The sequence below is a fragment of the Neisseria canis genome (assembly GCF_900636765.1).
Taxonomy (GTDB): domain Bacteria; phylum Pseudomonadota; class Gammaproteobacteria; order Burkholderiales; family Neisseriaceae; genus Neisseria; species Neisseria canis.
In genome coordinates this window covers 2,275,814-2,293,735 of sequence record NZ_LR134313.1, presented here as the reverse complement: position 1 = coordinate 2,293,735, position 17,922 = coordinate 2,275,814, and the positions used below count along the sequence as shown (strand labels likewise).

The window sequence follows — 17,922 nt, the reverse complement described above, 5'->3', positions numbered from 1 at the left end:
GGCATGATGAAGATAGACGACATTCCGCAAGACGACAGCAAAACCTACCACGGCCACCGTAAAGTGATTTACGGCACACGCAACGGGCATTACGAAGCCGCCACCAGCACAGGCTGGCGGGACGAAGCTTATGCAACCGAGCAGGCAGTGGCCGATTTGGACGAACAAACCGAGCAGGCGCGGCGGGCGGTGCTGAATGGAGAACGCTCGCCGCTTTATTATTATATGTACCGCTACCGCCACGACGAAGCCAGCCTGGCGCAGGTAACGGGCTTGTGGCGCTGGCAGGTGCGCCGCCATTTCCGCCCCGAGGTATTTGCCAAATTGCCTTTGAAAACGCTGGAAAAATATGCACAAGCGTTTCAGACAGGCATAGATGATTTGCGCCGTCCTTTTGAAAACAATGCCTGTCTGAAAAACCACCAGAGCGGTAAACACAACCATGACTGAATTTTCACACCAGCACACCGCCCATTGCGAAAGCGGCGTGATGTCCACCTTACTTAAACACCACGGCTGCGATTTGAACGAAGCCATGGTGTTCGGCCTGGCGCACGGGCTGACCTTTATCTATATGCCGATAGTGAAGCTTTCCGGTATGCCGCTGATTTCCTACCGGATTGCACCAAGAGGCATTATCCGCAACATATGCAAAGTGTTGGGCATCAAGCTCAAGCTGCAAAAATTCTCATCGCCCGAAGCCGGGCAGGCGGCATTGGACGCTGCCGTGGCGCAAGGCAAACTGGTCGGCTTGCAGACTTCCGTGTTCTGGCTGCCTTATTTCCCGCCGGAAATGCGCTTTCATTTCAACGCGCACAATCTTTTGGTGTACGGCAAAGAAGGCGGCGACTATTTGGTAAGCGATCCGGTGTTCGATAGTGTGCAGCGTTGCGCCGCGGAAGACTTGCAGCGTGCCCGCTTCGCCAAAGGCGCACTGGCTGCCAAAGGCTTGATGTATTACATCGACACCCGGGCTTCGGATAAGCAGATTAACGAATGCCTGTCTGAAAAAATTCAGGCAGCCATCCGCAAAAATGCCAAGCAAATGCTGGTGCCCGTGTTTTTCGTGGGCGTAAAAGGCATACGTACGCTGGCTAAAAAAATAGAAAGCCTGCCCAAAAGCGGCAAAAGCGCCAAATATCAGAAACTTTACCTCGGCCATATCGTGCGCATGCAGGAAGAAATCGGCACCGGCGGCGCCGGCTTCCGCTACCTTTACGCTTATTTTCTTGAACAGGCTGCCGAAATCTGCGGCAACCCGGCTCTGCGGGCCGCTTCGCAGCAGATGACCGCCATCGGCGACAACTGGCGCCAGTTTGCCAGCATGTGCGTGCGCCAGTGCAAAAAGCCGACCGAGCAAGGCTGCCGCGAGATTGCCGACTTTTTGCGCGGCATTGCCGATCAGGAAGAAACTTTGTGGCGGAGTTTGTTGAAGCCGTAACTGTTTGGCAAAGCGGATGAGCCGACATTTCAGAAACCAATATTCGGATGGATTATGATGCGCACACCCATATTCAAACATCTTAAAAGAGGCCGTCTGAACATTACGCCGCAGAAGCTTTACACGGCCTTCATCCTGCTGGTTTCCGCTTTTCTGATTTATCAGTTTGCCGCCAAAAACTGGCTGCAAACCGATTTGACCGCGCTGTTGCCGCAAGAGCGGCAGCCGGATATTTTGCTTCAGCTTGCCGATGCGGAAAACGAAAAGCAGGTAAATGCACAAGTGGTTTTGCTGGCCGGCAGCAGCGATGCGGAAAAAGCTTTTCAGACAGGCATGGAAATTGCCGGGCTGTGGCGGCAGAGCGGTGTGTTTGCCGAAGTGGACAGCAGCATTTCACCCGATTTGGAACGTGTGCGCGAGGATATTCGGCGCTTGGGTTTGGCCGTGATGCCGTTTGAGCAGCGGCAATTGCTGTTTGAGCAGCCTGCGAAGTATTTTCAGGATCGTGCGGAAGCGGCAGTGAACCCGTTTGCTGCGCCGTCGCCTTTGCCGCTGGATCAGGATTGGTTGGGCGTCGGCCGCTTTGTATCCGAGCGCGCCCGCCCGCAAAGCCGCTTGCAGTGGAATGCCGATAACGGCATGTTGTTCACCGAAGACGAAAGTGGCAAAACCTGGGTATGGCTACGCGGCAAACTGCCCGATGCCAACAATATTGCCAACGGCAGCGATGAGTTGCTGCCGCTGTTGCAGAAAAGCCGCGAGCTTGCGGCGGCAAGCGGCGTGGAAACGTTGAGTGCGGGCGGGGCGGTGTTTGCGGCGGCGGCAAAAGTGCAGGCACAGCGGGAAAGCCGCATGATGAGCACAGCCGGTTTGCTGCTTACGTTTGCGCTGTTGTTGTGGGTGTTCCGTTCTGCGCGCGTATTCTGGTTGGCTTTGCCGCTGGCGGCAGGGATGCTCACGGGTTTGGCTGCCGCTTTGTTGATGTTTGGCCAAGTGCATATCCTCACTCTTGTGATCGGCACCAGCTTGGTTGGCGTGTTGGTGGATTTCCCGTTGCATTGGCTTGCGCCTTCGGTGTTCCGTCGCTACGAAGGCAAATATGCCGCGCTTTCAGACAGCCTTTCGTGGGAGGCCAAACCCGCGATGCGCCATGTGATGCCCACTTTTGCCGTGAGCCTGCTGATTACGGTTTTGGGCTATGCGTTTTTGTGGTTTACGCCTCTACCCGTATTGCGCCAAACCGCGGTATTTTCGGGCTTTGCGTTGCTGGGCGCTTTTGGTGCGACCGTGTTGTGGCTGCCGACCGTGTTTGCGCGTTATCAGGCTAAAAACGTACCGTTTGCAGGCTGGATGGCCCGCTTGTATGAGGTGTCCGGCAAGGTGAAGCTGCGTCTGCACCGTCGCGGCTGGTGGATTGTGGGCGGTATTTTTCTTGCTGTGGGCTTGTGGCGCAGCGACTGGCGCGACGATATCCGCCAATGGGTCAATATGCCGCCCGGCCTGTTGGCCGAAGCACAGCAAATCGGCAAGCTTTCAGGTGCTGATTTCGGTGGGCAATATTTGGTGGTGGAAGCGGAAAACGAAGATGCGCTGTTGCGCAAAAACGCGGAAGTGCGCCGTTTGCTCCAGCCTTTGATTGCGCAGCAGAAACTGGTGGGAATCCAGTCGCTTGACCAATGGCTGCTGCCCGTGTCGGAACAGAAAAAGCTGCAAAACCGCTTGCGCGAGTTGGCAAAATTGCCGGATGCCTGGCAGGCTATGCGCGAAATCGGCGTGCCGCGCAATACCATGCGCGATGCTTTGAATGAGGCGGCCGATGCGCCGGCGCTGACTTTGTCGGAAGGCTTGAAACCGGAAATGGCCGAAGCTTGGCGGCCTCTGTATTTGGGCGAAGCGGCACCGGGCAGGTTTGCTTCGGTAATCCGCTTAAACGGTTTGACCGATGCCGCTGCCGTTCAGACAGGCATTCAAGGTTTGGGGGGCGTGCATTGGGCGGACAAACGTACGCATTTGAACCAGCTGTTTCAGGAAACCCGCAACCATACCGCTTGGCTTAAGCTGGCATCTTATGCGTTGGCGCTGGTTTTGTTGTGGCATATGTTCGGCATGCGGCGCGGCATTAAAATTCTGGCCGTACCTTTGGCGGCTGCGTTGGGCACAGTGGCCGTGTTGGGCTGGACGGGTGTTCCGGTAAGCCTGTTTGCCATGTTCGGCCTGCTGCTGGTGTCGGCGATCGGTGTGGACTACACGGTGTATGCCGTTACCGCCAAACACACCGCGCCCGCGCGCCTCGGCGGCATGCTGTTGGCAGCCTTGACCACCGGTATTTCCTTTATCCTGCTCGGTATGAGCATCACGCCCGCAGTGGCTGCGTTCGGCATTACGGTGGCGGTGGGCGTGCTGTTGAATTTGTGGCTGTCGGCTTGGTTGCTGGAGGAAGAAAGCTAAAAGGTTTTGGCACAGGAAACTGCCGTATGGTTTATGTGTGCATAAGGGAAACGTGTCGGTTTTAAGTTTGATTGGCTACCATAACAACATGCCTGTCTGAAAGATTGGATTTCATTGTGTGTAGGCTGATTCCAATATTATTTGGGGCAAAATAGGGGCGCTGTTTCAGAGAGCGTTTATGGAATCAGTATTTAAATTGAAGAAAGCAAAAAATGACTCATCAATTCGACGTTGCCATCATCGGCGCCGGCCCTTCGGGCTCGATTGCTTCTGCGCTGCTGAATAAAAAAGGTTTCAAAGTGTGTGTGTTGGAAAAGCAGCATTTCCCGCGCTTTGTGATTGGCGAGAGCTTGCTGCCGCACTGCATGGAAATGATTGAAGAAGCAGGTTTTTTGGAAGCGGTGGAAGCGGAGCCTTCGTTTCAGTTTAAAAACGGTGCGGCCTTCACTTGGGGCAGCCGCTATACTTATTTTGACTTCACCGATAAATTTTCCCCCGGGCCGGGCACCACATTCCAAGTGCGCCGCGCTTTGTTTGACAAGATTTTGATAGACGAAGCAGCCAAGCAGGGCGTTGAAGTGCGCTTCGGGCATGGTGTAACCGCGTTTGAAGAGCGGGAAGACGATGCCTGTCTGAAAGTGGAAACCGACACGGGGGAGGCTTATGAACTGAGCGCGAAATTTGTGTTGGATGCCAGCGGCTACGGCCGTGTGCTGCCGCGTTTGCTGGGTTTGGAAACCCCTTCCGACCTGCCGCCGCGCATCGCACACTTTACCCACATCCAAGACAACATTTCCAGCCCCAAATTCGACCGCGACAAAATCCTGATTACCACCCACCCGCAGCACCGCGACGTGTGGCTGTGGACGATTCCGTTTGCCGACAACCATTGCTCCATCGGCGTGGTCGGCTCGACCGACAAGCTTGCCGGCGATTCGGAAACCGTATTGAAAAAATTCGCCCTCGAATGCCCGATGTTGGCGGAAATTCTGGCCGATGCGCAATGGGAAAACGAATTTCCGTTCCGCAGCATCCAAGGTTATTCGGCCAATGTGAAAGCGTTATACGGCAAGCGCTTTGCCTTGCTCGGCAATGCTTCGGAATTTCTCGATCCGGTGTTTTCTTCCGGCGTAACCATTGCCATGCATTCGGCTAAGCTGGCTGCGGATCTGCTTGCCAAACAGTTCAACGGCGAAGCGGTGGATTGGCAGAGCGAATACGCCGATACGCTGATGCAGGGCGTGGACACTTTCCGCACCTATGTCAACGGCTGGTACGATACGCGCTTCCAAAATGCGATTTATGCCGCCGACCGCAGCCCCGAAATCAACCGCATGATTGCTTCCATTTTGGCGGGTTACGCATGGGATACGAAAAACCCGTTTGTTGAAAAACATGCCAAGCGGCTGGATGCGTTGGCAGCCGTGGTGGGCAATGTGCCGCTGGTTTGATGCCTGTCTGAAAGCGATGGAAATGAAAAAATACAGTGTTCTTTTATGCGCCGCCCTGCTGCTCGCCGCCTGTACCTCGGGCTTGCCCAAGCCGGCACGCATACCGCAGGTGCAGAATAACAGCGCCTGGTTTCAAGTAGAGCAGCGGGATGCTGCCGGCAACATCATCCAAACCAGCCTGCTGGCGGTCGAGCAAAGCGGCGAAGAAGTGCGTTTTGTGCAAACCAATCCGCTGGGAGCGCCGGTTGCGCGGCAGGTTTTAAGTAAGAAAGGCTGGCACAATGACGGCTTTGTGATGCCGAATGCCGCTTCCCGCCGCCTGTTTGGCGCCATGTTGCCGCTGTTTTCGGATAATGACGCAGCGGTTTACCCGCAGTTGCAGCGTCAAGCCGTTACAGGCGGTGAATGTTACAAACAGCGCACCAAAACATTGTGGTGCACCGTAACCACAGACCGGGGCTGGTTGATTGACTTTCCCGGCCAAACGCAATGGTCGCTGTTTCCGATTCAGGAATAATTTATGAATACCACACCGGTTTATTTGTCCGCCCCCGCATTAACCAGCGCACTGGGCGACGGCCTGCAAGCGCATATTGATGCTTTGCTCAACCCTTCCGAAGCTTCGCCGCTGACCTTTTCGCAAGAATGGGTTAAAGGCAAAAATTTCGCTTTCGGCGCGGTGGATACCGAGCTTCGTGCTTTTCCGGAAAGCCTGTCTGAAACCTTGCAAAGCCGAACCAACCGGCTTTTGTGGCATGCATTGGCGCAAATCGAGCCGCAGATAAAAGCAGCCAAAGCGCGTTTCGGTGCCGGTAGGGTGGCGGTGGTTATGGGCACATCCACCAGCGGTGTGGACGAAAATATCGCCATGTTCGAACAAGCGGCCAAAGGCGCCGACTGGAAAACGCTCACTTTCAAGCAGGCGCAACAGCTTATGGGCGAACCTGCCGAATTTGTGGCGGCGGTGTACGGCTTGAGCAACCTGAATTATGTGGTGTCCACCGCCTGCACTTCCGGCTCGCGTGCCCTAATCAGCGCCGCCCGCCTGTTGCGCGCAGGCTTGTGCGATGCGGTTATCTGCGGCGGCGTGGACACGCTTTCCCCGTTAACCATCAATGGCTTTGCCTCGCTGGAAGTGTTGTCCAACGGTTTGGCCAACCCGTTTTCCGCCAACCGCAACGGCATCAATATCGGCGAAGCCGCCGCCGCTTTCGTGATGACGCGTGAAGCCGGTTTTTGCGAAAGCCTGCCTTTGCTCGGCTACGGCGCAAGCAGCGATGCCTACCACATGTCGTCGCCCAGGCCGGACGGATTGGGCGCGGTTCAGGCTTTCGAAGCCGCTTTGAAACATGCGGGTGTGGGCGCGGAGGAAGTCGGCTGGATTAATCTGCACGGCACGGGCACGCAACACAACGACAGCATGGAAAGCATAGCCGTGGCGGAAGTGTTCGGCCTCGACACACCCTGCACTTCAACCAAGCCCGATACCGGCCACACTTTAGGCGCGGCGGGCGCAATCGAAGCCGCGTTTTTATGGGGCATGATCCACAGAAACCATAATCCCGAAGGCCACCTGCCACCGCAGCGGTGGGACGGTATCGCAGACCAAGCCTTGCCCAAAATCGGTTTGACTCATGCCGAAAGCCGCTGGCTGCATGAGCGCAGAATCGGCGCCAGCTCATCATTTGCATTCGGCGGCAGCAATACTGTTTTGGTTATCGGCGAATAAGCATCATGCCTGTCTGAATCTGTTTTCAGACAGGCATGATGCTTTAAATCAGGTAGAATAACGGCCTTTCGCCCTGCAGGTTAACATTCATGATCGAACTCAAAAACCTCACGCTCCAACGCGGCCTGAAAGTGTTGCTCAACCAAGCCAACCTCACCGTCAACCCCAACCAACGCGTCGGCTTAATCGGTAAAAACGGCACCGGCAAATCGAGCCTGTTTGCCTTGATTAAAGGCGAAATCACGCAGGATGCGGGCGACGTGCTGATTCCCAAACATTGGAGAATGGCGGCGGTGGCGCAGGAAACGCCCGCGTTGGATACTTCCGCTTTGGACTATGTTTTGCAGGGCGATAAAGAGCTGCAAGATTCTCAGACAGGCCTCCAACAAGCCGAAGCACAAAACGACGGCATCAAAATCGCCGAATGGCACGCCAAGCTCGAAGAAATCGATGCCTACACCGCGCCCGCCCGTGCGGCAAAGTTGTTGAGCGGATTGGGTTTCGCTCAGGAAGAACACAGCAAGCCCGTCAAAGCCTTTTCAGGCGGCTGGCGTATGCGTTTGAATTTGGCCCAAGCCCTGATGTGCCGCGCCGATTTGCTGCTGCTCGACGAACCGACCAACCACTTGGATTTGGAAACCGTGCTGTGGCTGGAAAACCATCTCGCCAACCTGCCGTGTACCCAAATCATCATTTCGCACGACCGCGATTTTCTAAATGCCACCACCACGCAAACCGTTGAATTATCGAATCAGAAGCTCACCCAATACGGCGGCAACTACGATTTTTACCAAACCGAACGCGCCCAGCGTTTGGTGCAACAGCAGGCTGCGTATGTGAAGCAGCAGGCGCAGATCAAGCATTTGCAATCGTTTATCGACCGTTTCAAAGCCAAAGCCACCAAAGCCACGCAAGCGCAAAGCCGCATGAAAGCATTGGCCAAACTGGAGCGCATCGCCCCCGCGCATCTCGACAGCGAATTTTCATTTGAATTCGAAACGCCCGCACATTTGCCCAACCCTTTGCTGAAAATGGACAAAGCCGATTTGGGCTACGGCAGTACGGTCGTGCTGCACGACATTACCTTATCGCTGGAAAGCGGCGCGCGCTACGGATTGCTGGGTGTGAACGGCAGCGGAAAATCTACCTTTATCAAAGCCTTGGCCGGAGAATTGGCTTTATTGTCCGGCCAGATGGTGAAATCCGAAAAGCTCAACATCGGCTATTTCGCCCAGCATCAGCTTGACACCCTGCGCGACGACCAAAGCCCCGTTTGGCACATCCAGCAGCTTTCGCCCGATGTGCGCGAGCAGGAAATCCGCAATTTCCTCGGCGGCTTCAACTTTGTCGGCGATATGGCTTTGCAGAAAATCGAACCTTTTTCCGGCGGCGAAAAAGCGAGGCTGGCATTGGCGATGATTGTGTGGCAAAAGCCCAATCTGCTGCTGCTCGACGAACCGACCAACCACCTCGATTTGGATATGCGCCACGCACTTACCGTGGCTTTGCAGAGTTTTCAAGGCGCGTTGATTGTGGTGTCGCACGACCGCAGTTTGCTCGAAGCCACCACCGACAGTTTTTTATTGATTGATAAAGGCCGTCTGAAAAACTTCGACGGCGATTTGGAAGACTACCGCCAATGGCGTTTGGCGCAGGAAAATGTCGCCGCAGCCCCCGCCGCTTCGGCACAGACCCAAAGCCGCAAAGACACCAAACGCCTCGAAGCGCAAATCAGACAGGAAAAAGCCAAACGCACCAAGCCCGTGCAACAGAAAATCGACAAGGCTGAAAAGGAAATCAGCCGTTTAGGCGCGCAACAAGCGGAATTTGAAGCATTTTTGGCACACGAAGATGCCTATTTAGAGGAAAATAAAGTAAAACTCCAGCAAATCATCACCGACTTGGCGGCGGTCAAAGTAAAATTATTCGAATTGGAAGAAAATTGGCTGATGTGGCAGGAAGAATTAGAGCAGATTAATCAAGAAATCGAAGCCGCATTCAGCGAACAATCACATGGGTAAGTATGGGAAAAATGAAGACGTTTTTAAAGCATTCGGGTTTGGTATTGGGTTTAACGGTGGCTTGGGCGGCTCAGGTTCAGGCAGGCACGATTTACGAATGTAACGGTGTGTACACCGATAAACCCAGCGCGGAATGCCGCAGCCGCGGCAAAGCAGATTTGCCGGCCATCGGCAATTACACCTCGGCCATGCCGAGACTGGTGTACAGCGCACCGTCCGCTCCGGTCTCAAATAAAGCTTCCGCACAACACGCCAAGCGTACGGTAGCGAAAGCTCCGCTGCCGGTGCGTCAGCCCGGCCCCGGCATCCAACAGGCCGCATATAAAGCGCCGCAAGCCATTAACACGCAGGCAGTAGTGGCAACTGCGCCCAAACCCGTCGGCAGTAGCGGCAGGCGTTCGATTTTAGAGCAGGAGCTGCATAACGAGCGCAAAGCTTTGGCGCAGGCGCAGGCGGATTTGATCCGTGCCCGTGCCGTGAAAAACGGCGCAATCAACCAGCAGCAGATCAGCGGCCTGCAAAGCCATGTGCTCGACCGCCAACAGAATATCCAAGCTTTGCAGCGCGAATTGGGCAGAATGTAAGCGCATTGGGCTTTGCTATACGCAATATGCCTGTCTGAAAATAAGGTGTACAATGGGCGCCTCGTTTTCAGACAGGCATCGCTTTTTTGAAAGCCCGATTAAGCCATTGATTCATTAGAAAACCTATGAAAAAACTTTTTTATTTTTTGCTGATTCCGGCTTTGGTTTGCGCCGGTGCTTTTGCCATGTATCTGTATATGCAGCAAAAGCCCGCAGCGCCGAAAACCGTGCATAATCCGATTAGCCGCGAGAGCATTATTGTTCAAATCCACAAGCTCAACCGTTTGGAAAGCACGGCGTTTTATATCGACACCATCATCAAAACCGAGAAACAGGGCAATTGGTATCTGCTTTGGCAGGATGCGCAGACCGGCCTGTTTATGGCCAAAGGCCGTGTGTTGGCAGGGGTGGATTTGGATAAATTGAAACCTGAAAACGTGCAGGTAATCGACGGCAAAGCGATTATCAGCTTACCGCCGGTGGAAATTTTGAGCGTGAACGTGGATAATCTGGATGTGTATGACATCAAAACCGGCTCGCTGGGCATTACGCCGATAGATAAATCCGTGTTCCAAGAAGTGCAGAGCAAAGCCAGAACGCAGATTCTCGAAAGCGCCTGCCGCGCCGATATTTTGAAGCATGCCCAAGCTCAAGCGCAGGTGCAGCTTGAAACTTTATTTGCCCTAACGCAAACCAAAGTATCGGTTTATCCGGCTGCATTGCCTGTGTGCAAGGCATAAATCCAATTGTTTGAAAAGGAGACACACAATGGCGCAAGTAACTTTACGAGGCAATCCGGTAGAAGTGGCGGGTTCTTTCCTGCAAGCAGGCGATACCGCTCCGGATTGTGTATTGACCGGAGCGGATCTTTCCGACAAAAAACTGGCCGACTTTTCCGGCAAACGGAAAATTCTGAATATTTTCCCGAGCGTGGATACCGGCGTGTGCGCCCAATCCGTGCGCAAATTCAACGAAGAGGCCGCTTCGCTGCCCAACACTGCCGTATTGTGCATTTCGGCCGACCTGCCTTTTGCACAGTCGCGCTTTTGCGGTGCGGAAGGTATCGAAAATGTAACGATGCTGTCTTCTTTCCGCAGCGATTTCGCCAAACAATACGGCGTGCAGATGGTTTCCGGCGCATTGGCCGGTTTGACGGCCAGATCGGTTGTGGTGCTGGATGAAAACAACCGTGTGCTGCACAGCCAGCTGGTTTCCGAGATTGCCGACGAGCCGGATTACCAAGCCGCTCTGGCCGCCGTGCGCTAAACCGCTGACTCAAGCGCATGCCTTGCCGGGTATGCAGCTTGAGTTTGCTAATTAAACGGTTGATATGTGTTATAATTTCGCCTGTTCAACCTATTTTTCAGACAGGCATTGTCAACCGGCTCTATCGCATATGCCTGTCTGAAACCATTATTTAAGATGATTCTGCGGAATCGTCTTTTTTCGTACACAATTTAATCACCGCCTAAGCAGCGGAGCAAATACACATAAATGAAGCCTTCGATTTTAGAAAAACTACAACAACTGGCAGACCGTTTGGAAGAAGTTACCCAGCTTTTGGGCGCTCCCGAATCCACTGCCGATATGGATAATTACCGCAAGCTCAATAAAGAGCATGCCGAAATTACGCCCGTGGTGGAGGCGTTTAAGCAATACCGCCAAGCGCAAAACGATTTGGCGGATGCCGAAGAAATGTTGTCCGACCCCGATATGAAAGACTTTGCCGCAGAAGAAATCGAAGCGGCCAAAGCCAAAATCGAATCGTTGGATTTGGCGCTGCAAAAGCTGCTGCTGCCCAAAGATGCCGATGACGATAAAAACATCTTTATCGAGGTGCGCGCAGGTACGGGCGGGGATGAAGCCGCTTTGTTTGCCGGCGATTTGCTGCGGATGTACACCCGCTATGCGGAGCGCAACCGTTGGCAGGTGGAAATCGTTTCCGCCAACGAAAGCGACCTGGGCGGTTACAAAGAAGTGATTGCACGCATTATCGGCTTGGGCGCATACAGCAAGCTCAAATTCGAGAGCGGCGGCCACCGCGTGCAGCGCGTGCCGGCAACCGAAAGCCAGGGTCGTATCCACACGTCGGCCTGCACGGTGGCGGTGATGCCCGAAGCGGATGAGCTGGAAGAAATCGAGCTGAACCCGGCCGATTTGCGTATCGATACTTTCCGCGCTTCCGGCGCAGGCGGCCAGCACATCAATAAAACCGACTCGGCCGTGCGCATTACCCACCTGCCCACCGGCATGGTTGTAGAGTGTCAAGACGGGCGTTCGCAACATGCCAACAAAGCGCAGGCAATGAAAGTTTTGGCGGCGCGTCTGAATGATATGCAAAAGCGCGAAGCGCAGGCCAAAGAGGCTGCCGAACGCAAAACCCTGATCGGCAGCGGCGACCGCAGCGAACGCATCCGCACCTACAATTACCCGCAAGGCCGTGTGTCCGACCACCGCATCAACTTAACGCTGCATAAGCTCGATTTTATTATGGACGGCGATTTGGACGAGCTTACCGGCGCCCTGATTGCCGAACATCAGGCCGAATTGCTGGCCAATATGGGCGATTAACGATAACGCAAGCCGATGCCTGTCTGAAAGCGTTTGAACTGCCGAAACAGATGTGAAAAGAAGTGTTTATGTCTTACACCTTTACCTTAGAGCCCGGGCTGCTTGAAGCCGAATTGAAAAAACTGATTCTTGCGGAAGCCGACAAAGAAGATGAAATTGCCATAGCCGATTTTACCGATGATGCGGTTTTGTTCGGCGATGAAAGCCCGATCGGCTTGGATTCGCTTGACGCTCTGCAAATAGCGGTGGCTTTGCAGCAATATTTCCAAGTGCGTCTGCAGGGCGACAGAATGGTGCGCAAACACATGAGCAATGTGCGCAGCTTGGCGGCATTTGTGCGTAAGGAGCATGGCGCATGAGCTATCTTGCAGGAATGAGTATGCAGTGTGCGCAAGGCGAAAGCAGCAGCGTGCTTGCCGGCTTGGCTGCGCCCGGTCAGCCGGAAAAAACCGCTTTCAATTTTTTAAACCAGCCGCAGCAAGCGGCTTATTTTCGCGCGTTTGATTGCGAGCGTTTGGATGAAGGCGCTTTGTTCGGTTTACTGGAACACTATCTGCTCGAAGCCGCCGAAGATGCGGGCTGGAGCGCGCAGGCTTTGTCCGAGACGCCGGTATTTATCGGCTCCACTTCTTACCTGCTGCCTTATTATGAACTGCATTATCTGGCAAAGCAGCAGTTATTTAAGCAACACAGCCTGCACCAATTGGCCGACTACCTCAAACAGAGCAGGGGAAACCGTCAGGTTTATTGCTTTGCCACGGCCTGCACTTCTTCGGGCCAGGCATTGATGCAGGCGCATGCCATGTTGGAAAGCGGTTTGATAAGCCGCGCTTTTGTGGTGGGCTTGGAAACTTTTAACCTTTTGACTTTAATGCATTTTCACAGCCTCGGATTGTTGAGTGACCGATGCGTGCCGTTCGGCGGAGACGGGTTTGTGTTGGGCGAAGGCATAGCCTGCTTGGCTTTGTCGCGCGAAAAAACAGATGGCGGAAAACAGTTCCGTTTGGCTTCCGCCGCAGCCAACACCGGCACTGCCAGCCCGGTGGAAACCGACAGCGAAAGCCTGTGCCGGGTGATGCGTCAGGCTTTGGGGCAGGCAGGGGTAGCGGCAGACGATGTGCGTATGGTTAAAGCCCACGCCGTAGGTACTGCGGCTACCGATGAGGCGGAAGCTGCCGCTTTGCAAAGCGTGTTCGGCCGAACCATGCCGCTGGCGGCATTCAAACCCTTAATCGGGCATACACAAGGCGCCAGCACTGCGCTGGAAACCGTGTTGCTGTATCAGGCTTTGCGACAAGGCCGTTTGGCGGGAGAGGCTGCATTGCAGGGCAGCTATCCGCTTGATGCAGGCTTTTATTTGGCAAACTTTTTCGGCTTCGGCGGCAGCAATATGGCATTCGTATGGGAGTGGCAGCAATGACGCACCGTGTTTATATCTGCGCGGCAGTATGTTTTGACGGCTCGGGCAAAGACAATGCCTGTCTGAAACGCCATTTGAAAAAACATTATCATTTGGATGCGCGCCGCTTCAGCCGCTTGACATTGCTCACACTGGCCGGCAGTTTGCCGCTGCACAGCGGGCAGCTACCGCACGATACCGCCGTGTATTGGGGCGGCACGTTCAGCTCGCCTTCGGTTTTTAACGAAATGATCGGCAATGTGTTCCGGCATGAGATTGCCAAACCTTTCGATTTTCTCGCCAATCTGCATAACGCGCCCGCATTCCACACGGCGGCGGCTTTGGGTTTGAGCGGCCTAACCGTGTTCCAGCCGGTTGCTGTCGAACAGGAATCATGGAGCAAACCTTTGTTGCTGGCGGTAAACCATGTGCAGCGAAACGGCGGTTCGGTTTTAGTCGGCTGGAGCCACGAAGCCACCGAAGGGAGCGGAGAACAGGAAGGTTGCTGCTGTCTGTGTTTGAGCAGCAGCGGCACGGATGATATGCCTGAAATCACCATTAGCCGTGTCGAAACAAATGAGCCGGAGTGCGGCCCGGAGCAGGGTGGTTTGATAAATACGGTTTCGGAATGGCTGGATCGGTTAATGTTAAGACACAACAAAATCCGTATGGCAACGGGCGGAAATATTGTGATGGAGATTGAGAGCGGCAGCAGCGTGAAGCTGCTCCGGCAGACAAACTTGGAATAAATAATAGTTGTTTGTTGCAATCTTTTTCTGTTTATGGAAAGTTGCACTTCAAATCCGAACCCGCTAAATTTTTTAGAAATTATTTCTTTTGAATTTTGCTAAAGAAATATAGAAGATAGTAACCAAATATGATTAAAAATAATGAATGGCAACCCAAGAGCAGCCAAAGTCGCATTTTATCTTGAGGGTGGGTATGCAGTACATCGTACCAAGCAACAAACGTCCACAAAAGCCCCAAGATAGCTGTTATTACGATAAGTACCGCTGCCCATGCTTTTTTGTGTGAATAAGACCGCACACCCAGCCAAAAAAAGAAAAAATCACACTGCACAAATAAATTGCCATCACTATTCCCTTCAGCAGAATGTATCGCCAGTCAGGCTTAGCGCCGCTACATACTTTTTAAAACCATCATTTTTTTAAATTCGGTGAAAAACCATATCAACGGCCAATATTATGTGTAGTCCCCATTTTACCTGCATAGCCATTGATTGCATCAGCTCCCGCACCTGTAATGACTGTTGCTGCATGTGCTCATGCATTGTACTGTCCACTTGCAGCTGTATTACAAAATTTTTAAATAGTTATATGATTTTTTGAAATAAAAATTCATCTCATCAGTTTCTCAAATAAAAATGCCTGTCTGAAAAATAGTTTCAGACAGGCATTGCTTTGTATCCGTCACAAACCCATTGCATGGCGGATGAGCCGGTTTTTGATCCAATTCATATCGTTTACCAAACTCAACCCGCTGTTGCGCAGCCGGGGTAGGCCGGGCAGGGTTTCGTTGCCGAACAGTTTGAACAGGCCGTCGCAGCCGAGCTGCATGGTGCGAACGGGTTCGAGACGGTTTTGCGCATATTGTTTGAGCAGTTGGTAGGCGCCCGTATCTGCGGCTTTTTCTGCAAGTCGGGCGAATTCGATTACGTCGCCGAAGCCGAGATTGACACCTTGTCCGGCCAGCGGATGGATGGTATGCGCCGCATCGCCCATTAACAAAACGCGTTGGGATACGGTGGTTTCGGGGCGGCGCAAAACCAGCGGAAAAGCAAAAGCCGGAGACAGCGGCGAGAGTTTGCCCAACACGTTTCCGCCTTGTGCGGTAACGGTTTCGGCTAGGGCTTCGGGCGGGAGGGCGGTAAGTTTCTCCGGCTGTGCCGTGCTCCAAACGATGGATATGGTGTTGCCGGGCAGAGGCAGGTAAGCGAGCACTTCGCCGCCTTTAAACCATTGGAATGCGGTGCCTTTGTGATGGATTTCGGTGTGGAAATTGGATACTACGCCGTGATGGCCGTAGGCGTCTTCCTGCGCGTTGATGCCTGTCTGAAGACGTACCCACGATTCGGCGCCGTCCGCGCCGATAACCAGCTTGGTTTTGATGGTGTCGCCGTTTGCCAGTTTCAGACAGGCCTTATGGATATCGGTGTGCAATTCAGCTGCGGCTTCGTTGATCACGGGAACATCCAGTGCTTTGATTTGTTGCCATAAAGCAGCCAGTAACCAACGGTTTTCAACAATGCTGGTCAAGCGGTCGACATGAATCGCGTCGGCACTGAATTCGATTTTGCCGCCGTTGTCGCCGCGAACTTCCATCCGTTTTACGGCTTGAACGCGGGCTTCATCCGGCCAGGCGTTTAAAGATTGCAGGAAGTGGCGGTTGGCCGGGCTGATGGCATAAATGCGTGCATCCCAGCCGTTTTGCAGCTTGGCAGGGTCGCTTTCAGGCAGGCGCAATTCCAACAAGGCAACATGTTTGCCTTGTTTTTTAAGGACAACGGCCGCCGCTGCACCAACCAGGCCGCCGCCGATAATCACGGCATCGTAAAGTGTGGAAGCATTCATACAAGCGCTTTCAAGAGGGTTCGACGGCGGTGGCGTTCATGGTCATCAACGCGCCTTTTTTCGGGAGGTCTGCAACGCAGATAACGGTGCGCGCGGGCAGATGTTTGCGGAACAGTTCGCTGTATGCACGGTTCATCTCGGTAAAATCGTCAACATTTTTCAAAAATACATGGATGTGCAGGATGTGGTGCAAATCCAAGCCTATGCTGTCGAGCATGGTTTGGAAATTAAGCAGAATCTGTTTGGCCTGGCTGTAAGCGTCGCTGCCGGCCATTTCTCCGGTATTCGGGTCAACGCCGGGTGTGCCGGATATTTGGATGAAATTGCCGGCTTTGCTGAAATGGCTGTATGGGCCGATTGGGGCGAACAGATTGTCGGGGGTGTGGTTTTCTATGTTCATATGGTGTGTTTATGTGGGTTGGAGATCTGTGTTTCGGTTTGCGGCTCGGCTGAAAGGGTATGCTGCCGGCACCGGTTTTCAGACAGGCCTATAAACCGAAAATCAAATGCTCGGTAAATTTTTTGCGTAAGGCAGGAATGCTGTCGAGCATGCTCATCACGCCGCCGCGGCCAAGCTGCAATATGGTGTTCGGATGGTCGAACAAAGTAACCAGGCTGTGGGTGAAACCGACTATGGCATGAGCGTCGATGCGTCGGCCTGCTGCGTATTGCTGCGCCAGCTTTGTGTTTTTCAGGCTGTTGGGTTCGGCAAACTGTTTTGCCAGCGCAATGGCATCCCGCACCCCGAGGTTCAGCCCCTGTGCCGCTACCGGGTGCATGGTTTGTGCGGCGTTGCCGATACAGATAACGCGCCCGCTGTATACTTTGTTGAGCTGTTTGAGGTGCAGCGGGAATACGGCAGCGTCTCCCCGTGAGCGCAATTTGCCGAGGCGCTTACCGAAAGTTTGTTCGAACTCGGCCGCAAAATCTTCAAACGGGGCATCTTTAAGCTTTTGTGCGTCTTCGGGAGAACGCGTCCAAACCAAACGGTAAGCATCCCGGTAAGGCAGCAGGGCGAACGGGCCTGTGTCTGCAAAGCGCTCGTAGGCCGTGCCGTTTTGAGGCTGATCGAATTCAAGCGTGGTAACCAAGGCACTTTGCCTGTAGTCATGATTGTGGCGCCGGATGCCGGGCAGGGTTTCGGCCAGCATGCCGCCTTCGGCCAAAATAACCCAATCGGCTGTGAGGGTGTGGGTGTGTGTTTGGTGCTCGATTTGCAGCTCGGCAAAGTGATCGAGTGTGCGGATGTTTTGTAGGCGCGTATCCCATAAAACAGTTAGATCGGGCCGGTTAAGAGCGGCTTCGCAGGCCTGCATCAGAGTAGCGTAATCGCAGGTTTTTCCCAGATAAGGCGTTTGCATATCGGCGGCGCGCAGCAGCGTCCGGCCGAAATGGTGCTGTTGGGAAATATGCACGTTTGTTATCGGAGTGGATTCATTTTCAGGCCAAGCAATACCCGCTTCTGAGAACGCTTGAATGCTGTTGAACGACAAGGCCAAAGTGCGGCGGTCTTGAATATGGGTGTTGGCCGGACGCGCCTCAATGAGCAAAACGCGTTTGTCCTGTTGCGCCAAAAGCAGGGCGCACAATACGCCGACAGGGCCTGCGCCGACAACGGCAATATGGGTATGAAGCGGTATGGTGTGCATGAGCTTCTGCCTAAAATGGGAAAGGCTTTATTTTAGCG

At 53.7% G+C, this 17,922-nt stretch carries 17 protein-coding genes; 14 read left to right on the top strand and 3 right to left on the bottom strand.

Features of this window, described 5'->3' with window-relative positions:
• Window positions 1-6 precede the first annotated feature (6 nt).
• The 14 genes from EL143_RS10850 to EL143_RS10785 all read left to right on the top strand — a co-directional run bounded on the left by EL143_RS10850 (window position 7) and on the right by EL143_RS10785 (window position 14,393).
• Window positions 7-450 (top strand): hypothetical protein, encoded by a 444-nt coding sequence (locus EL143_RS10850; protein ID WP_085416759.1) that lies wholly within the window; start codon window positions 7-9, stop codon window positions 448-450.
• Window positions 443-1,441, top strand: a complete 999-nt coding sequence (locus tag EL143_RS10845; RefSeq protein WP_085416730.1) for a BtrH N-terminal domain-containing protein — start codon at window positions 443-445, stop codon at window positions 1,439-1,441. The genes EL143_RS10850 and EL143_RS10845 overlap by 8 nt, the downstream gene beginning before the upstream one ends.
• Before the next feature lie 54 nt (window positions 1,442-1,495).
• Window positions 1,496-3,889, top strand: coding sequence for an MMPL family transporter (locus EL143_RS10840; RefSeq protein ID WP_085416731.1), 2,394 nt, complete (start codon window positions 1,496-1,498; stop codon window positions 3,887-3,889).
• A gap of 212 nt (window positions 3,890-4,101) precedes the next feature.
• Complete coding sequence (locus EL143_RS10835; RefSeq protein WP_085416732.1) at window positions 4,102-5,340, top strand: NAD(P)/FAD-dependent oxidoreductase; 1,239 nt, start codon at window positions 4,102-4,104, stop codon at window positions 5,338-5,340.
• Window positions 5,300-5,857 (top strand): hypothetical protein, encoded by a 558-nt coding sequence (locus tag EL143_RS10830; protein WP_232001294.1) that lies wholly within the window; start codon window positions 5,300-5,302, stop codon window positions 5,855-5,857. Before EL143_RS10835 ends, EL143_RS10830 begins: the two co-directional genes overlap by 41 nt.
• A 3-nt stretch (window positions 5,858-5,860) precedes the next feature.
• Window positions 5,861-7,069: a beta-ketoacyl-ACP synthase gene (locus tag EL143_RS10825; protein WP_085416733.1), complete on the top strand. Its 1,209-nt coding sequence runs from the start codon at window positions 5,861-5,863 to the stop codon at window positions 7,067-7,069.
• A gap of 89 nt (window positions 7,070-7,158) precedes the next feature.
• Complete coding sequence (locus EL143_RS10820) at window positions 7,159-9,090, top strand: ATP-binding cassette domain-containing protein (RefSeq protein ID WP_085416734.1); 1,932 nt, start codon at window positions 7,159-7,161, stop codon at window positions 9,088-9,090.
• An 11-nt stretch (window positions 9,091-9,101) separates the two neighbouring features.
• A complete protein-coding gene (locus EL143_RS10815) occupies window positions 9,102-9,674 on the top strand; it encodes a hypothetical protein (protein WP_085416761.1) in 573 nt (190 codons plus the stop codon).
• A 125-nt stretch (window positions 9,675-9,799) separates the two neighbouring features.
• A complete protein-coding gene (locus tag EL143_RS10810) occupies window positions 9,800-10,414 on the top strand; it encodes a DUF4230 domain-containing protein (protein WP_085416735.1) in 615 nt (204 codons plus the stop codon).
• A 28-nt stretch (window positions 10,415-10,442) separates the two neighbouring features.
• Window positions 10,443-10,940, top strand: coding sequence for a thiol peroxidase (gene tpx, locus EL143_RS10805; protein WP_085416736.1), 498 nt, complete (start codon window positions 10,443-10,445; stop codon window positions 10,938-10,940).
• Window positions 10,941-11,168: 228 nt separating this feature from the next.
• A complete protein-coding gene (prfA, locus tag EL143_RS10800) occupies window positions 11,169-12,245 on the top strand; it encodes a peptide chain release factor 1 (protein WP_085416737.1) in 1,077 nt (358 codons plus the stop codon).
• 68 nt (window positions 12,246-12,313) lie between these two features.
• Window positions 12,314-12,604: a phosphopantetheine-binding protein gene (locus EL143_RS10795; protein ID WP_085416738.1), complete on the top strand. Its 291-nt coding sequence runs from the start codon at window positions 12,314-12,316 to the stop codon at window positions 12,602-12,604.
• Window positions 12,601-13,665 carry a beta-ketoacyl synthase N-terminal-like domain-containing protein gene (locus tag EL143_RS10790; RefSeq protein ID WP_085416739.1) on the top strand — a complete coding sequence of 355 codons (1,065 nt, stop codon included), beginning with the start codon at window positions 12,601-12,603 and terminating at the stop codon, window positions 13,663-13,665. The genes EL143_RS10795 and EL143_RS10790 overlap by 4 nt, the downstream gene beginning before the upstream one ends.
• Window positions 13,662-14,393: a hypothetical protein gene (locus EL143_RS10785; RefSeq protein ID WP_085416740.1), complete on the top strand. Its 732-nt coding sequence runs from the start codon at window positions 13,662-13,664 to the stop codon at window positions 14,391-14,393. Before EL143_RS10790 ends, EL143_RS10785 begins: the two co-directional genes overlap by 4 nt.
• 681 nt (window positions 14,394-15,074) lie before the next feature.
• Here EL143_RS10785 and EL143_RS10780 read toward each other — a convergent pair.
• The 3 genes from EL143_RS10780 to EL143_RS10770 form a co-directional block, all read right to left on the bottom strand.
• Entirely contained in the window at window positions 15,075-16,235 is a 1,161-nt protein-coding gene (locus EL143_RS10780; protein ID WP_085416741.1) for an FAD-dependent monooxygenase, read from the bottom strand.
• A 10-nt stretch (window positions 16,236-16,245) separates the two neighbouring features.
• Window positions 16,246-16,635 (bottom strand): RidA family protein, encoded by a 390-nt coding sequence (locus EL143_RS10775; RefSeq protein WP_085416742.1) that lies wholly within the window; start codon window positions 16,633-16,635, stop codon window positions 16,246-16,248.
• Between the two features lie 88 nt (window positions 16,636-16,723).
• Window positions 16,724-17,884, bottom strand: coding sequence for an FAD-dependent monooxygenase (locus tag EL143_RS10770; RefSeq protein WP_085416743.1), 1,161 nt, complete (start codon window positions 17,882-17,884; stop codon window positions 16,724-16,726).
• Window positions 17,885-17,922: the final 38 nt, after the last annotated feature.

Coding starts and splice junctions, on each gene's coding strand:
- EL143_RS10850 (WP_085416759.1), top strand. CDS start 7: ATGAAGATAGACGACATTCCGCAAGACGACAGCAAAACCTACCACGGC.
- EL143_RS10845 (WP_085416730.1), top strand. CDS start 443: ATGACTGAATTTTCACACCAGCACACCGCCCATTGCGAAAGCGGCGTG.
- EL143_RS10840 (WP_085416731.1), top strand. CDS start 1,496: ATGATGCGCACACCCATATTCAAACATCTTAAAAGAGGCCGTCTGAAC.
- EL143_RS10835 (WP_085416732.1), top strand. CDS start 4,102: ATGACTCATCAATTCGACGTTGCCATCATCGGCGCCGGCCCTTCGGGC.
- EL143_RS10830 (WP_232001294.1), top strand. CDS start 5,300: ATGCGTTGGCAGCCGTGGTGGGCAATGTGCCGCTGGTTTGATGCCTGT.
- EL143_RS10825 (WP_085416733.1), top strand. CDS start 5,861: ATGAATACCACACCGGTTTATTTGTCCGCCCCCGCATTAACCAGCGCA.
- EL143_RS10820 (WP_085416734.1), top strand. CDS start 7,159: ATGATCGAACTCAAAAACCTCACGCTCCAACGCGGCCTGAAAGTGTTG.
- EL143_RS10815 (WP_085416761.1), top strand. CDS start 9,102: ATGAAGACGTTTTTAAAGCATTCGGGTTTGGTATTGGGTTTAACGGTG.
- EL143_RS10810 (WP_085416735.1), top strand. CDS start 9,800: ATGAAAAAACTTTTTTATTTTTTGCTGATTCCGGCTTTGGTTTGCGCC.
- tpx (WP_085416736.1), top strand. CDS start 10,443: ATGGCGCAAGTAACTTTACGAGGCAATCCGGTAGAAGTGGCGGGTTCT.
- prfA (WP_085416737.1), top strand. CDS start 11,169: ATGAAGCCTTCGATTTTAGAAAAACTACAACAACTGGCAGACCGTTTG.
- EL143_RS10795 (WP_085416738.1), top strand. CDS start 12,314: ATGTCTTACACCTTTACCTTAGAGCCCGGGCTGCTTGAAGCCGAATTG.
- EL143_RS10790 (WP_085416739.1), top strand. CDS start 12,601: ATGAGCTATCTTGCAGGAATGAGTATGCAGTGTGCGCAAGGCGAAAGC.
- EL143_RS10785 (WP_085416740.1), top strand. CDS start 13,662: ATGACGCACCGTGTTTATATCTGCGCGGCAGTATGTTTTGACGGCTCG.
- EL143_RS10780 (WP_085416741.1), bottom strand. CDS start 16,235: ATGAATGCTTCCACACTTTACGATGCCGTGATTATCGGCGGCGGCCTG.
- EL143_RS10775 (WP_085416742.1), bottom strand. CDS start 16,635: ATGAACATAGAAAACCACACCCCCGACAATCTGTTCGCCCCAATCGGC.
- EL143_RS10770 (WP_085416743.1), bottom strand. CDS start 17,884: ATGCACACCATACCGCTTCATACCCATATTGCCGTTGTCGGCGCAGGC.